The organism is Undibacter mobilis (assembly GCF_003367195.1).
GTDB classification, from domain to species: domain Bacteria; phylum Pseudomonadota; class Alphaproteobacteria; order Rhizobiales; family Xanthobacteraceae; genus Pseudolabrys; species Pseudolabrys mobilis.
The window spans coordinates 672,391-688,467 of record NZ_QRGO01000001.1 but is presented as its reverse complement, the minus strand read 5'-3'; the positions used below and the strand labels follow the sequence as shown (position 1 = coordinate 688,467).

The 16,077-nt window shown below is 65.4% G+C and carries 10 protein-coding genes; 4 read left to right on the top strand and 6 right to left on the bottom strand.

The window, feature by feature from the left end:
- Positions 1-8: 8 nt before the first annotated feature.
- A complete protein-coding gene (locus DXH78_RS03240; protein WP_115515708.1) occupies positions 9-1,709 on the bottom strand; it encodes a cisplatin damage response ATP-dependent DNA ligase in 1,701 nt (566 codons plus the stop codon).
- Positions 1,706-2,770: a ligase-associated DNA damage response exonuclease gene (locus DXH78_RS03235; protein ID WP_115515707.1), complete on the bottom strand. Its 1,065-nt coding sequence runs from the start codon at positions 2,768-2,770 to the stop codon at positions 1,706-1,708. Before DXH78_RS03235 ends, DXH78_RS03240 begins: the two co-directional genes overlap by 4 nt.
- A 43-nt stretch (positions 2,771-2,813) precedes the next feature.
- On the opposite strand from DXH78_RS03235, the gene DXH78_RS03230 reads away from it, so the two are divergent.
- From DXH78_RS03230 to pdeM, 3 genes are all read left to right on the top strand, one after another.
- Positions 2,814-3,731, top strand: a complete 918-nt coding sequence (locus tag DXH78_RS03230) for a methyltransferase domain-containing protein (RefSeq protein WP_115515706.1) — start codon at positions 2,814-2,816, stop codon at positions 3,729-3,731.
- Positions 3,728-6,265 carry a ligase-associated DNA damage response DEXH box helicase gene (locus DXH78_RS03225; protein WP_115515705.1) on the top strand — a complete coding sequence of 846 codons (2,538 nt, stop codon included), beginning with the start codon at positions 3,728-3,730 and terminating at the stop codon, positions 6,263-6,265. Before DXH78_RS03230 ends, DXH78_RS03225 begins: the two co-directional genes overlap by 4 nt.
- Before the next feature lie 107 nt (positions 6,266-6,372).
- Positions 6,373-7,077, top strand: a complete 705-nt coding sequence (gene pdeM, locus DXH78_RS03220) for a ligase-associated DNA damage response endonuclease PdeM (protein ID WP_430727488.1) — start codon at positions 6,373-6,375, stop codon at positions 7,075-7,077.
- 140 nt (positions 7,078-7,217) lie between these two features.
- Here pdeM and DXH78_RS03215 read toward each other — a convergent pair whose 3' ends face one another.
- The 3 genes from DXH78_RS03215 to DXH78_RS03205 all read right to left on the bottom strand — a co-directional run bounded on the left by DXH78_RS03215 (position 7,218) and on the right by DXH78_RS03205 (position 12,552).
- Positions 7,218-7,994 carry a TIGR02186 family protein gene (locus tag DXH78_RS03215; protein ID WP_115515704.1) on the bottom strand — a complete coding sequence of 259 codons (777 nt, stop codon included), beginning with the start codon at positions 7,992-7,994 and terminating at the stop codon, positions 7,218-7,220.
- Positions 7,994-8,917: a sulfite exporter TauE/SafE family protein gene (locus DXH78_RS03210; RefSeq protein WP_245416716.1), complete on the bottom strand. Its 924-nt coding sequence runs from the start codon at positions 8,915-8,917 to the stop codon at positions 7,994-7,996. Before DXH78_RS03210 ends, DXH78_RS03215 begins: the two co-directional genes overlap by 1 nt.
- A 242-nt stretch (positions 8,918-9,159) precedes the next feature.
- Positions 9,160-12,552 (bottom strand): tetratricopeptide repeat protein, encoded by a 3,393-nt coding sequence (locus tag DXH78_RS03205; protein ID WP_115515703.1) that lies wholly within the window; start codon positions 12,550-12,552, stop codon positions 9,160-9,162.
- Between the two features lie 393 nt (positions 12,553-12,945).
- Here DXH78_RS03205 and DXH78_RS03200 point away from each other — a divergent pair, with 393 nt between their 5' ends.
- A complete protein-coding gene (locus DXH78_RS03200) occupies positions 12,946-14,736 on the top strand; it encodes an acyl-CoA dehydrogenase C-terminal domain-containing protein (protein ID WP_115515702.1) in 1,791 nt (596 codons plus the stop codon).
- A 56-nt stretch (positions 14,737-14,792) separates the two neighbouring features.
- On the opposite strand, the gene DXH78_RS03195 is transcribed toward DXH78_RS03200, so the two are convergent.
- Positions 14,793-16,031: an MFS transporter gene (locus DXH78_RS03195; protein WP_115517696.1), complete on the bottom strand. Its 1,239-nt coding sequence runs from the start codon at positions 16,029-16,031 to the stop codon at positions 14,793-14,795.
- Positions 16,032-16,077: the final 46 nt, after the last annotated feature.

Genomic DNA, 16,077 nt, shown 5'->3' with positions numbered 1-16,077 from the left:
CGGTCAAGTTATGCCTTTCCCAGCATCTTCTCCAGCGTTTCGAGCCGGTCGGCTTCGCGGGGTGGCTTGTCCCAGCGCAGACGGCTGATTCGCGGAAACCGCATGGCGATGCCGGACTTGTGCCGGGTGGATTGCTGCAAGCCTTCGAAGGCGACCTCCAGCACCAGCCCTGTATCTGGCTCATGGGTGACCTCGCGCACCGGGCCGAATTTGGCCACGGTGTTGCGGCGGATGAAGCGGTCGATCTCGGTCAGTTCGTCGTCGGTGAAGCCAAAATAGGCCTTGCCGACCGGCACCAGTTCGTCGGCGCCATTCCAGACGCCGAAGGTGTAGTCGGAGTAGAACGACGAGCGTTTGCCGTGGCCGCGCTGGGCGTACATCAGGACGGCATCGACCGTCATCGGGTCGCGCTTCCACTTCCACCATTGCCCCTTCGGTCGACCGGGGACGTAAGCCGCATCGCGCCGCTTGAGCATGATGCCCTCGACCGCTTCGGCATCCTCGCCGGCGCCGCCGCGCGCCGGGTCGGCGCGCGCGGCGATCAGTTCATCCCATGTCCCGAAGGCGATCAGCGGTGAGAGATCGACGCGCGGCGTGTCGAGCTTCTTGACAAAGGTCTCGAGCCGGGCGCGGCGTTCGGCAAAGCCGAGATCGCGCAGGTCACCCGTTTCATCGGCAAGCAGATCGTAGGCGCGCAGATGTGCCGGGAAGTCTGCGATCAGCTTCGGTGTCACGGCTTTACGGTTGAGCCGCTGCTGCAGAACGTTGAAAGACTGCACCCGGCTTTCCTGCAGAACCAGAAGTTCGCCGTCGATGGCGCCGGCTTTGCGCAATGACGGCAGCAGATCGGGAAAACTTTGCGAGATGTCTTCGCCGGTGCGCGAATAAAGTCGTGTCACGAGCGCGCCGTGCTCGTCGCGTCCCGCGACAGCCTGCACGCGGATGCCATCCCATTTCCATTCGGCTGTGAAATCGGCCGGATCGAGCGTTTCGAGATCGCCGTCCTCGATCGCATGCGCCAGCATTGCCGGACGGAACGGCGCGGGATCGCGGTTCACCGGCTTGTCGCCTTTGCCTTCGAGCCATGCGAACAGCTCGATATAAGGCGGCGCGAGGCCCGGCCAGATAACTTCGATCTCGTCAGGCTCCTTGCCGCCTAGCAAAGCTGCTGCGGTCTTGGCCAGCCGCGCCGATACGCCGATGCGCAAGCCACCGGTGACGAGCTTGAGCAGTGCCCAGCGGCCGGTCTCGTCGAGCGTGTCGAGCCAGCGCGCGATCTGCGCCGGCAGTTGCGCCTTGTTCAGTGTCGACAACGTTTCGACGACCTCGGCGAGCGTGGGAGAGGGATCGTTGCGAAGCAGTTTTGTTTCGTCGCGCGGCGTTGCGAACAGATCGGTCGGGAAGTCCTCGATCGCCGGCGCTGAGGGGTCGCTCACCTTGGGCTGCCACATCAGCGCCACCGTCTCCGACAGATCGCCGACATAGTCATATGAAAGTGCGAACAGCGCCGGATCGGTGCGCTCCGCGATCAACTGGCGGATCATGCCGGCCTTGGCGTTGCGGAACGCAAGCGCGCCGGTCATGGCGGCGAGCGCATAGCCGCGGTCCGGATCTTCGGTCTCCCGCAGATAGGCGGCGATCAGTCTGATCTTGTTGTTGCGCCCCGGCTCGTAGGCGAGGCGGTCGAGCAATTCGGCAAAGCGGTTCATGCGTCCGCCTCTGAACCGGCTTCTGCCGGCGCCGGATCTTCACTCTCCTCTTCATCGCCGTAGCCGACGATGGCCAGCGGCTTGGCCTTCAGCCCCTGCATGTGCGCCCAGTGGACAAGCGCTTCTTCCTCGCCATGGGTGACCCACACCTCCGAGCAGCCGGTCGCGGTGATCGTTTTGGTCAGCCCGTCCCAGTCGGCGTGATCGGAAATGACCAGCGGCAGCGTAACGCCGCGTTGCCGGGCGCGGGCGCGCACGCGCATCCAGCCCGAGGCGAATGCGAGCACCGGATCAGGAAAGCGCCGCGACCATAAATCCGACATCGCGGTCGGCGGGCAGATGGTGATGGTGCCGGCGAGTTCGGCCTTCTTGGCCCCCCGGACGAGTTCGACCGCGCCGAGATCGATGCCGCGTTCCTGATAATAGGCCGTGATCTTCTCCATGGCGCCGTGGAGATAGATGGTCTTGTCGTAACCGGCGGCGCGCAGCATGGCGATGACGCGCTGCGCCTTGCCGAGCGAATAAGCGCCGACCAGATGCGCGCGTTCGGGAAACACCGCGACTGAATGTAGAAGTTTCCTGATCTCGCCTGCGGCGTCGTGGTGCCGGAACACCGGCAAGCCGAAGGTCGCCTCGGTGATGAACACATCGCAGGGCACCAGTTCGAACGGCAGGCAGGTCGGATCGGCAACGTCCTTGTAGTCGCCGGAGGCGACGATGCGGACTCCCTTGTGCTCGATTCTGATCTGCGCCGAGCCGAGCACATGGCCGGCCGGGTGGAAGCTGACGCGAACGCCATTGAGGTCGATGGTCTCGCCGTAGCCGACCGCCTGCACCGAGCCGGCGAAGTTTTCGCCATAGCGCAGGCGCATAATGTCCAGGGTTTCCTGGGTCGCCAGCACATGGCCGTGGCCGGCCCGGGCATGGTCCGAATGACCATGGGTAATGAGGGCCTTGTCCACGGGCCGAGTCGGGTCGATATGAAAGCCTCCGGCCTTGCTGCACAGGCCGGACGGCATGGGCGCAAGGATTTTGGGGGCGAGGATTTGTTCGGGCCGCATGACGGTCTAGATAGGCATCGATACGGCAACGCGCGAGCAACCCTTGAGTGCCATCCACCAGACCTCCGGCGACCTGATCGCCGATCGCCGATTCGAATGGGCCCGCGGCCTGATCGACGCGGGCGACCATGCCGCCGCCGCCGACCTGCTGGCCGAAGTGGTGACGCTGGCGCCCGGCTTTGCCGCGGCCTGGTTCGCGCTCGGCGACACGCGTGAAAAACTGGGCGACCAAGCCGGCGCGGTCGCGGCTTTTGAGAAGGCGCGGGACGCCGATCCGCGTGACACCCATGGCGCCGCCGTGCGGCTCGCCCGGCTCGCCCGGCTCGGTGCGTTGCCGCCGGTTGCCATGCCGATCGGCTACATCCAGTCGCTGTTCGACGGCTATGCGCCGAAGTTCGAGACCTCGCTCACCGGACATCTCAATTATCGGGGGCCGAAATTGCTGCTCGATGCGCTCACGCGCGCCGGAGCGCCCGAGATGTGCGACGCCGTGCTCGATCTCGGCTGCGGCACCGGCCTCGCCGGCGATCTGTTCCGGCCGCTGTGCGGGCGGTTGACCGGAGTCGATCTGTCCGGCGGCATGCTGGCGGTGGCGCGCACCAAGGGAGTGTACGACGATCTCGTCGAGGCTGAGGTGATGACCTACCTGCGCGGCGCGGTGTCGGGCTCGTTCGATCTCGTTCTGGCCGCGGATGTTTTTATCTATTTTCACGAACTGATGCAGATCGGTGCGCCGACTGCGCGCGTTTTGAGGCCGGGCGGCTATCTGGCCTTCAGCGTCGAGACGCATGACGGCGACGGCGTCATCCTGCGCGATACCTTGCGCTATGCGCATTCGGAAGCGCATGTGCGCGCGGCGGTGGCCAGCGGCGGACTTGAACTGCTCATATGCGAGCGCGCTTCGACGCGCACTGAGAAAGGCGTGCCGGTTCCGGGGTTGGTGGTGGTGGCGAAGAGGTGAATGAGAACGCACTCCTCCCCGACGTCTTCACGCGCTGGTTCGCCGCGCGCGGCTGGCAGCCGCGTGCGCATCAATTGGCGTTGCTGGAAAAAGCGCGCGCTGGAAAATCCTCGCTGCTGATTGCTCCGACCGGCGGCGGCAAGACCTTGGCCGGTTTCCTGCCGACATTGGTGGAACTCTATGAGCAGGCCACGAAGCCCAAAGCGGCGACGGACAAGAAACTCATCTCGACCGGCCGCGGCATCCGCCGCGAGGGCGGACTGCACACGCTCTACATCTCGCCGCTGAAGGCGCTCGCCGTCGATATCGCGCGCAATCTCGAGGCGCCGGTGGCCGAGATGAAACTTCCGATCCGCCTTGAAACCCGCACCGGCGATACGCCCGCATCGAAGCGCCAGCGCCAGCGCCGCGACCCGCCGGATATTTTGCTCACCACGCCCGAACAACTGGCGCTGCTGCTCGCCTCCGCCGACGCACCTTTTCTGTTCGGCTCATTGAAGCGCGTCATTCTCGACGAACTGCATTCACTGGTGTTGTCGAAGCGCGGCGATCTGCTGTCGCTCGGTTTGGCCCGGCTGTTCACATTGGCGCCGGGTCTTGCGACTGTAGGGCTGTCGGCGACCGTTGCCGCGCCCGATGAGCTTTGTCGCTTTCTGGTGCCGCAGCCGCCGGGCGCCGAAGCGCGCGCGGATCTCGTTGTCGCCGCGCCCGGCGCGCAGCCGGACGTATCGATGCTCGATACCACCGAGCGACTGCCCTGGGCGGGACATTCGGCGCGCCACGCGCTGAACGAAGTCTACGATCTGATCAAGCGCCACAAGACTACGCTCATCTTCGTCAACACGCGCAGCCAGGCCGAGTTCATGTTCCAGTCGCTGTGGGGCATTAACGACGACAATCTCGCTATCGCGCTGCATCACGGCTCGCTCGACGTCGCGCAGCGCCGCAAGGTCGAGGACGCCATGGCTGCCGGCAAATTGCGCGCGGTGGTGTGCACCTCGTCCCTCGACCTCGGCATCGACTGGGGCGATGTCGATCTGGTCGTCAATATCGGCGCGCCGAAAGGTTCGTCGCGGCTGTTGCAACGGATCGGCCGCGCCAATCACCGGCTCGATGAACCGTCGAAGGCGGTGCTGGTGCCGTCCAACCGCTTCGAGGTGCTGGAATGCACCGCGGCGATCGATGCCGTCGCGGAGAACGCGCAGGACACGCCGCCGCTACGCACCGGGGCGCTCGACGTGCTGGCCCAGCACGTGCTGGGCCGCGCCGTCGGCGAGCCTTTCACAGCCGATGAGCTCTTCGATGAAATCTGCGCCGCCGCGCCTTACGCCAAACTGGCGCGCAGCGAGTTCGATGCTGTGGTCGATTTCGTCGCCACCGGGGGCTATGCGCTCAAGGCCTATGAACGCTTCGCCAAGATCAGGCTCGGAAAGGACGGCAAGTGGCGCATTACCCATCCCAATGTTGCGCAGCGCTATCGCATGAATATCGGCACCATCGTCGAAGCCGATATGCTGAAGGTGCGCCTCGTGCGCTCGCGTCGTTCGACTACGCTAATCCCGCGCGGCGGCCGTGTGTTGGGGCAGGTCGAGGAATATTTCATTGAAGGTCTGACGCCGGGCGACACCTTCGTTTTCGCCGGTGAGATCCTGAAATATGAAGCGCTGGTCGAGAACGAAGTCTATGTGTCGCGCTCGACCGCCACCGATCCGAAGGTGCCGGCTTACGAGGGCGGCAAGTTTCCGCTGTCGACATACCTTGCCGCGCGGGTGCGCGGCATTCTCGCCGACCCGAAAGCGTGGCGCGCGTTGCCCGATCAGGTGCGCGAGTGGCTGGAGATTCAAGCGTGGCGCTCGCAGCTGCCCCCGGCCGGCGATCTGCTGGTCGAAACCTTTCCCCGCGCCGCCAAGAATTATCTCGTGTGCTATCCGTTCGAAGGCCGTCTCGCGCATCAGACGCTCGGCATGTTGCTGACGCGGCGGCTGGAGCGCCTCGGTCTCAAGCCGCTCGGCTTCGTCGCCAATGAATACGCGCTTGCGGTGTGGGGCCTCGGCGACATGGGACTGCGCATTGCCAAAGGCGGCCTGTCGCTCGCGGAACTCTTCGCGGAGGATATGCTCGGTGACGACCTGGAAGAATGGCTTGATGAATCGGCCTTGATGAAGCGCACTTTCCGCACCTGCGCCATTATCGCCGGTCTGATCGAGCGCCGTTTCCCCGGTGAGGAGAAAACCCGACGCCAGCTCACGATATCGACCGATCTCGTGTACGATGTCTTGCGCAAGCATCAGGCCGATCACATTCTGCTGCGTGCAGCGCGGGCCGATGCCGCGACCGGGCTGCTCGACATCAAGCGGCTGTCGGAAATGCTGTCGCGCGTGCAGGGTCGAATCATCCATAAACGGCTCGACCACGTCTCGCCGCTGGCGGTTCCGGTGATGCTGGAGATCGGCCGCGAAACGGTCTATGGCGAGGCTGCGGACACGCTTCTGGCGGAAGCCGCGGATGAGTTGATTAAAGAGGCGATGAATTGAGTGATCTATCGTCATTCCGGAGCGCGCGCCATAGCGCGTCAAAGACGCGCGTAAACGCGCTTAAGGCGCGCGAACCCGGAATCCAGACACAAGGCAACGCGTTGCCGCTGGATTCCGGATCGCCGCTGCGCGGCATCCGGAATGACACCGTTGTTATTTCTTCGATCGCCCTCCTCGCCGACCCCTGCGGCGCAGTGTACTGGCCCGAGCACGGCGTGCTCGTTGTCAGCGATCTGCATCTGGAGAAGGGCTCGAGCTTTGCGCGGCGCGGCATGCTGCTGCCGCCTTACGATACCGCCGCGACGCTGGCGCGCCTGACGAAGCTGGTTGCGCATTATGCGCCGCGCATGGTCATCGCGCTCGGCGACAGCTTTCACGACGGCGGAGGCCCGTCTCGTCTTGCTGTCGACGATCGGAACAGCATCGTCGCGCTGCAGCGCGGGCGCGACTGGGTGTGGATCACCGGCAATCATGATCCGGAGCCAGCCGATGGCATTGGCGGCGAATTCAGGCATACCGTGACGATCGGCGCGCTCACTTTCCGCCATTTGCCGACTGGCGCGGCCGGCGAAATCGCCGGCCATCTGCATCCGGTGGCGAAGATTTCACAGCGCGGCCGTTCGGTGCGCCGCCGCTGTTTCGTTGCCGATCAAACGCGGATGGTGATGCCGGCCTTCGGCGAATACACCGGCGGACTTAACATTCGCGATGCCGCCTTTGCCGATCTGTTCGGTACGCTTGCCTTCACCGCGCATATGCTGGGCCCGGACCGGCTTTATGCTTTCGCTGCCAAGCGGTGTCTGGGGGATTGATCTTCCTGTCCCGGGCGCGGTGTAGCGTGAGCGCAGCGAATGATGCGCCGCAGAACCAGGACCTTCGCGAACGCGGAGCTTGAGGCGGTCCCGGATCTGCGTCGCATCACTTCGTGCTGCGCCGCGTCCGGGACAAGTGCCTAATCTCTCCTGAACACCACGCTGCCGGCCCAGCCGATGAACAGCGCCATCATGGCCGAGACGATGCCGTAGATCAGGCCGTGGTGCTGCGAAGCCTCGTAGACATATTGCTCGAAGCCGGTCTTGATTACTTCCAGCGCGGTGTTGTTGCGCGTGACCAATTGACGGTTGGCGAACAGTTTGACGTCCACGGTATAGCCGCCGGTGGCGACGTCGGCGGGCAGCGGAATGGCGACGCGAAACACGGTCGGCGTGAGGAACGTGACGCCGTTCGGCGTTTCGCGATACTGGCCCGCTTCTTTCCTCAGGTTGATGAAGTTCACGCGGAACGGATCATCTGGCACGGTGTCTGCGAAGTCGGCGCCGATGCGCTGAGTCAGGATCACCTGGCTCAATCCGAGCTGCATGCGTTGTGCCGTTTCGGCATTGGTGATCTCGGCGACCGGCCGGTTGCTGAGCACGGCGAGATAGGACGGCACGCGGATGAATTCGCGCGAATCGACGTTGACCCAGATGCCGAGCACGCGCTCCTTGCGCCGCGTGCGCAAGGTGGCGCGCGGTCCGGTCACAGTAACGACGATATCGTAGGCGTTGCGTAGCGCCAGGCGCGGCGCATCCGGCTCGACGGTGCCGAACAGCACGAGATCGGCGCCAACGAAGCTCGAGGTTACGGCAACACGATGGGTCGACAGCGACAACACCAGTTTTTCGGCGCGCGCCGGCGACAGAAGCGCAGCGAGACCGAGAATTGCGGCGATGAGAGCCAAATGAGGCATCAATCGAACCTCACCATGCGGATCGAATAAAGTTCGTTGGGCTGGACGATCAGCTCGTAGGCAAAGCGCATGCCGACCATGAACACCAGCATGCCGAGAAGCAGGCGCAGCCGTTCGGCGCGCATGCGCTGGCCAGTGTGCGCACCGAACTGCGCTCCGGTGACGCCGCCGACCATCAGGATCAAGGCCAGCACGGCGTCTACCAGATGGTTGGTGGCGGCGTGCATCACCGTTGCCGACGTCATGGTGATCAGCGTCATCACCATCGAGGTGCCGATCACGGTCGCAGTCGGCACCCGCAGGAAGTAGATCAGCATCGGTACCAGAAGAAAGCCGCCGCCGATGCCGAGCACGGCGCCGATAAAGCCGATCATAAAGCCGATGCCCCAGACCGGAATGACCGACACATAGATCTTGGAGCGCTTGAAGCGCATCTTGAGCGGCAGGCCGTGAACAAATGTGTGGCTGCCCGGCCGCCGCAGCATCGCCGGTCCGCCGCGCCTGGCCCGCAGTTCGGCCTGCACGCCTTCATTGATCATCAGCGCGCCGACGGTGGTCAGCAAGGTGACGTAGGAAAGACCGATGACGAGGTCGAGCTGGTCGATCGCGCGCAGCATGGTGAACAGCCAGACGCCGGCCGCCGTGCCGACGATGCCGGCCGCCAGCAGCATCAAGGCCAAGGGAATGTCGACCGCACGCTTACGCCAGTAATTGATGGCGCCGGTAAAGGACGAAGCGGCAATGTGAGTCGACACGCTGGCCACCGTGACGGCGGGCGAGATGCCGATGAAAATGAGGAGCGGCGTCATCAGGAAGCCGCCGCCGATTCCGAACATGCCCGAGATGAACCCAACCGCCAGCCCCATCCCGAAAACCAGGAAGATGTTGACGGGCAGGTCGGCGATCGGGAGGTAGATCTGCAAGCGACGTCGTCCGGCGTTCAGGGCGTTGGTCGGAAGCGAGCTCCGCGCCGGCGGCCGTCGCCGCCGCGGATCGCGTGCCAGGCACGCGTAGCTTTCGATCCGGGTCTAAGTGAGGCGCGCGGTGCGGTCCCGGGGCCCGGATCCATCGTGACGATGTTTCGTGACACGCGCACGTCTTCGCGCGATTCGTCGCGATTGAACACCCCTGGCGCTGCGACGTCACTGCTTTCGCGGATTTAAACTTAATTCCGTCCCATGCTGCCGAGGTTGAGCGGACCGGCGGCCGCGGCGCGCGAGGCCGGCGGCTTGGGTTGAGGCTTGCTCACCGGACCGGGGACCGGAGCGGCAGCGGGGCTTTCGGCATTGCCGTTGTCGTCCCAGCCGCCGCGCGGCGCTGGAACGGCGGTCGCTTCGGCGGGCTGCGGCTTGGCCGTGAACGTCTTGACCGCAGCCTGAGCGGTGGCGAGTTCGTCCGGTTCGAGGCGGCTGGCGATTTCGTCACGCTTCTTGGCGGCTTCGCGGTCGCCCTGCGCGGCGGCCAGCGCGAACCACTGATAGGCGTCGATAAAGCTCTTTTCCATGCCGAGCCCGCGGGCACAGAGAATGCCAAGATTGTACTGGCTGTCGGCGACGCCGAGGTCGGCCGCCTTGCGGAACCATTGCGCCGCAGTGGCGTAGTCCGGCCGGCCGTCGATGCCTTCGGCGTACAGTACGGCGAGGTTATGCATGGCCTTGGCGTGGCCCTTGCCGGCGGCGGCGAGGTAGAGCTTGCGCGCCTGGCCGAGGTTCTTTTTAGCGCCGTGGCCCTTCTCCAGCATGCTGGCAAAGCGGAATTGCGCCGGGACGAGGCCCTTGCCGGCGGCACGCTCGAACCAGCGTGCAGCTTCCTCGGCATTGGCGGCAACGCCGCGGCCTTCGGCAAAGCGCTGTGCGACTTCGTAGGCCGCAGCCGCGTCGCCACCCATGGCTGCTTCGCGCAGCCGGGTGCTGCCGATGGCGATCGGCAGCTCGGCGTCGCCATAGGGGCTCACGGCCTTCGCCTTGGGCGCGCGCGGCGGAATGCTGCCGGTGACGTCGTTGCCCGGCGCGGTGCTCGGTGGCGGATTGAGCAGCGGCGCGGAGAACAGCGAACCGTTGTTACCGGGCATCAAACCCGGCGTGACATTGCGGATCGGACCGGTGCTCGGCGTCGTGCCGGTCACATAGCCCGAGCCATCAAGCGGCTTGATCGGCGCGGTCAGTGAATGCGTGACCAGCGGGTCCTCGGCGGCCGTCTGCGGCGGCGCGGCATCGCCGGGATTGGCGCTCGGCTTGGCGGCATTCTGCGCGGTGTGCGACGACGTGCCGAAATCGTAGAACTTGCTGGCGATCTGGATGCCGCCAATGACGATGGCGACGAGGCTGGCGGCGATGAAGACCGACTTGATCTTCTTCATCACCGAGGTGCGCAGCGATGGCGCCGCTTCTTCGTCGGCCGCCGCATATTCCTGCAGGTCGGGCTCGGGCGCCCGCGGTTTGGACGACTTCATCGCGGCCTGTGCCGCACGGCGGGCGGCGGCAATGAAACCGGATTTGCCGTCCGGTTCGGCGTTGGCGTTCGGGCGCGCGCCGCCGAGAGCGGCCTCGGAGGCGGCAATGCGCGCGGCATGGCTGGCGGCGAAACGCGGCGGCGCCGATCCTGGCTCGATCGGCATGTCGGGCGGCAGATCGGGATTGATCGGCAGGCGCGGCGCCTGCGGCAGGCGGCGGGCGGCGGGTTGTTGCGGGGCCGGCTGTTGGGGCGGTTGCGGCGCGGGTCTGGCGGCGGGCTGTGGCGCGAGGGCGGCGGCCAGTTCGGCGGCCGGCTGCTGCGGATAGGGCCGTGCCGGGAGCCGCGCAGGCTCCTGCTGTTGCGGCGCTTCCATGCGCTGTGGGGCGTGCGGCGGGGCAGGCTGAGGGACAGGCGCCGGGTCGTCGGCAACGACGCGGGCGGCGATGCGGCCGACCGGCTGCGTCAGCTCCATCGTCTCGTCATAGGCGGCGGGCCGCGGCTCGCGCACGCCCTTCTCGATGGTGGCCAGGCGATCGACCACGATGCCGAGTGTGCCATGCATCGCATCGAGCGCCGACTGCGTGCGCGCAAGCTGCTGCTGCAATTGTGAGACCGCAGGCTCGCCATCCTCGCGGACTGCGCCGGAAGACTTGTTGGCGCGCATCTCCTCGATATGGACGAGAAGGTCGCCGAGGCCGCGTTCGATGGCTTCGAGGTGGCCGAGCCGCGAATCCGACGCGTCGAGCCGTTTCACCAGCGCGACGATCTGATCTTCGAGATGACCGACGGCGACGTTGTCGCCGCGCGACTGCTGGATCAGCTCGATCTTGTCGGTGAGCGACTCGACCAGCGCTTCCAGGCGCGGCGGCACGGCGGCGCCGTTCTGCGAGCGCGTGGCCAGTGCATCGGCGAGCGCGCTGATGCGGTGCTCGAGGCTGTTGAGCGCGTCGCTGGCGCCGCCTTGCGCGAAGTGATCGACCTTGTCGCCCAGTTCGGCAACTTGCGCCGCGAGGCGGCTGATCGCGTCGTTCGAGGCGACGTGGCCGGTCATCTCGCGCAAGGTGGTGATGGCGCGCTCGAGCTGGCCGAGCATTTCCGGATCGCGGCGGGCCACGATCATGTCGATCTTGTGGGTGAGGCCGTCCACCGCATCGTTGAAGCCGACCAGGTTCTCGGCCGGGGTCAGCCCGCGCAACGCGTCGCGCACCTCGGCAAGGCCATGTTCGATGCCGCCCAGTGCACCGGCATCGCCGCCATTCTGCCGGCCTTCGGCGATGCGCTGGGTCAGGCCCTGGATCTGCCGCTCGATGGCGTCGATCGCCTGGCGCGGCATGGCATCGTTCAGCGCCCGGCCGATATCGCCGAGTTCGGCGCGCAGCGCGTTGATGGCGTCCTCGACGCCGGGGCGGCGCAAGGTCTCGATCTGGTCGGTGATCTGCTTGAGATGTTCTTCGAGGCCGGACAGGTCCTGCGTCGGCACCTGCGGCATGTAAGCGGGCGCCGCCGGCGCGGTGACAACGTGCGGCAGCGGCTGGGCCGGCGGGGCCATCGGCGCCGGCCGCGGCGCGCCGGGGACGCCGCTATTGAGGCTGCGCTGGCGGGCGGCAATATCGGCGGCGGCCCGGTCGAGGCCGAGCGGCATCCCGGGTTGTTGTGGCATTGCCGGCCGCGCCGTCTGCGGCGGCATTTGCGGCGGATGGGGCCAGGCGGGGGCTTGCGGCGCGAGCGGCGGCGCGTAGGGCGCCATTATGCGCGGCAGCTGGGCGAGTTGTTCGATTCGCTGGTCGAGCCGGGAGATCAGCTGGACGAGCTGGTCGTTGCTGGGGCCGGCGGCCGCCTCGCGATTGCGGCGCGGCGCATAGGCTTCGGGGCCTTTACGGGAGAACTGGTCGAGCCTTCGGGTGATGTCGTCCAGCCGTTCATGAACGGAGGACATGTCTTGGGCGCCATAGGCGTCTTCGTCGTCAAAGTCTCCCGCCTGTTGGAGAATGACCGAATTCAGCCATTCGCCCAAAGGCATGCCGGACCGGCGAGCCGCCTCTTTGGCTGTCTCGCGGGCTTCCGGGCGAATGCCTTTGACACTCCACGGGACACCGAATTTCATTCTCACACCCAACGTCGAGGTGGAGGCGTAAGGGGACCGGCTCTCGTCGAGACAAAAGCCGGATTGCGCCGGGGAACGACCACCGGGCCCGCTTTGGGCCACCTGCCGACTTTTTGCCGCTTACGGTAAATAGCGGGTTAACATCCGGTCGAAGTGCTGGATTTTCGTTAGGAATTGCCGCGGGCGAGCCGGCCGGTTCCGGACCGGCGGTTCCTTTAATGCGGTCGTAAATCGGCTGCGGCAAAATGGCCGTGACGGGTTTTGATTCCGCCTTCTGATTCCGCCTTGGCACCGCCCGGGCCGACACTTAGCTGCCGTTGAGCGACCTGAAACGAGCCGGTCCATGTCACAAGGGCGCTGTGTCGCCCACGGCCGAATGCTGGGGAGATTACGATGCCGACCTATAAAGCGCCTGTCGACGACGCGCTGTTCCTGCTCAACGACGTCTTTCACATCGAGCGCTACGGCAATCTGCCGGGCTTTTCGGACGCTTCGCCCGACGTCATCGAGGCGATCCTGCGCGAGGCGGCCAAGCTGTCCGAGGACGTGCTGACCCCACTTAACCGCGTCGGCGACAAGGAAGGCTGCAAGCGCTCAGCCGACGGCAGCGTGACGACGCCGGCCGGTTTCAAGGACGCCTACAAGCAGATCGTCGAGGGCGGCTGGATCGGCATCTCCGCGCCGCAGGAATTCGGCGGCCAGGGTCTGCCGATGACGCTGACGGAAATCGTCAATGAATATTTCTGCTCGGCCAATATGGCCTTCGCCATGTATCCCGGCCTGACGCAGGGCGCGATCGCCGCGCTGATCGTCCACGCCAACGATGCGATCAAACAGAAATATCTGCCGAAGATGATCGAGGGCGTCTGGACCGGCACCATGAATCTCACCGAGCCGCACTGCGGCACGGATCTCGGTCTGCTCCGCACCAAGGCAGTGAAGCAGGGCGACGGCTCTTACAAGATCACCGGCACCAAGATCTTTATTTCGGCCGGCGAGCACGATCTCTCCGACAACATTATCCATCTGGTGCTGGCGCGCATCGAAGGCGCGCCCGCCGGCACGAAGGGCATTTCGCTGTTCGTGGTGCCGAAGTTCATGGTCGGCGACGATGGCGCGATCGGCGCGCGTAACGGCGTGTCCTGCGGCTCGCTCGAAGAGAAGATGGGCATTCACGGCAACTCGACTTGCGTGATGAACTACGACAGTGCCACGGGCTGGCTGGTCGGCGAGGAGAATCGCGGCCTCAACGCCATGTTCGTGATGATGAACGAGGCGCGGCTCGGCGTCGGCATTCAGGGGCTCGCGCTATCCGAGGTCGCCTATCAGAACGCCGTCGTCTACGCCAAGGAACGCCTGCAGGGCCGCGCCATCACCGGCGCCAAGTTTCCCGACAAGCCAGCCGATCCGATCATCGTGCATCCCGACGTGCGCCGTACCTTGATGACCATGCGCGCCTTCAATGAAGCGGCGCGCGCTCTGGTGTTGTGGGCCGGCCTCAAGAGCGATGTCGCACATCGCTCCGGCGACGCGAAGGAACGCCAGGCCGCTGACGACGCGCTCGGCCTGATGACGCCGGTGATCAAGGGTGTGATGACGGACGTCGGGTTTGCCAATACCGTGTCGGCGCAGCAGTTGTATGGCGGTCATGGCTACATCGCCGAACATGGCATGGAGCAGTTCGTGCGCGATGCCCGCATCGCCATGATCTACGAAGGTGCCAATGGTGTGCAGGCGATGGATCTCGTCGGCCGCAAGCTCGGCAAGGATGGTGGCCGCGCGCTGATGGCCTTCCTCGGCGAGCTCGGCGCCTATGCCAAGGAGAAGAGCGCCGACGAGACCATGAAGCCTTTGGTCACCGCGCTCGGACAGGGGTCAGGCCACCTGCAGCAGGCGTCGATGTGGTTCATGCAGAATGCGATGGCCAAGCCGGACAATGCGGGTGCTGGCGCCACCGATTATCTGCATCTCTTCGGCCTTGTCGCGCTGGGTTATATGTGGTGCCAGATCGCCGATGCGGCGAACGCCAAACTGAAGAGCGGCGGCGATGCCGCGCGCTTCAACGCCAAGCTCGTGACCGCGCGCTTCTTCATGGAACGCATGATGCCTGAAACGGCAACGCGGCTCGCGCGCATTCAGGCGGGCGCCGCCTCGACGATGGAATTGCCGGCGGAAGCGTTCTGAGCTGCAGCTCCGGGGGAGCCAACAGGTTGGCGCGGTGCTTTATCCGGGGCGCCCGGTCAGGCGGCTGCCAATGCCGGCCGAGGGCGGCTCGACCGGAACAGCAGCCACAGCATGATCGTGACATTGATCGCGTTGAACGCGATGCCGTTCAGGAAGGCCGCCTGATATGAGCCGGTGAGATCGAAGATCTTGCCGGACATCCAGCCGCCGACCGCCATGCCGATGACGGTCGAGAAGATGACGAGCCCGACGCGCGTGCTCGCTTCCTTTGGCGAAAAATATTCTCGCACGATGATCGCATAGCTCGGCACGATGCCGCCCTGGAACAGGCCGAACATCGCCGAGATCACATAGAGCGAGTAAAGCCCGTTGAACGGCAAATAGAGAAATAGCGCGACGCCCTGCGCCAGAGAGCCGATCAGCAGCGTGCGCACGCCGCCGATTTTGTCGGCGATGAAGCCGGAGCCGACACGGCTGATGATGCCGAGCGCCAGCATGGCCGAGAGCATTTCGGCGCCGCGCGCCGCTCCATAGCCGAGATCGCTGCAATAGGCGACGAGATGCACCTGCGGCATCGCCATTGCCACGCAACAGGCAACGCCGGCGATGCAGAGCAGGATCTGCAGCGTGCGCGGTGAGAACGGACTTTCGGCCCGGCGGCGGGCGTCGCCGCTGGTGGTGGCGTCGCTGTGGCCTTCGACCAGACGGCGCCGCATCACCAGGATCAGCGGGGTCATGGCAACGATGAGGAAAATGCCGATGCCGATATGGGTGGCGCGCCAGCCGCTCGATTCGATGAAGTGCGAGACCACCAGCGGCCAGAACGCGCCGGCCAGATAATTGCCGGTCGCGGCAATCGCCACCGCGCGGCCGCGGCGTTTGGAGAACCAGTGCGACATGTCCGCCATCAGCGGGCCGAACAATGTCGAGGAGCCGAAGCCGATCAGCGCACCGTGCAGGAGCGAGACCTGCCACAACGCACCGGCCAGTCCGGTCAGCACGTAACCGAGGCTGAGCAGCACCGTGCCAAGCATCATCGGCAAGGCGATGCCGAAGCGGTCGGCGAGCCGTCCCATGACGATGTTGCCGAGGCCGAAACCGACCATGGTCAAGGTGAACGGGACCGACGCCGAAGCGCGGTCGACGCCGAAATCGGCCTGCATCGCCGGCAGCGCCACCACGACCGACCACATGCCGACACCGCCCAGCGTGCTGAGCGTCAGGCCGGCGGCAAGTCGCCGCCAAGCGTAAGGCGATTCGACGCCGTGAGTTGCAGCGTCTGCGATGGCATTCATGGTGTCGGCACCCGGCAAGGCGATGACGCGTGTTAGCACGCGAATA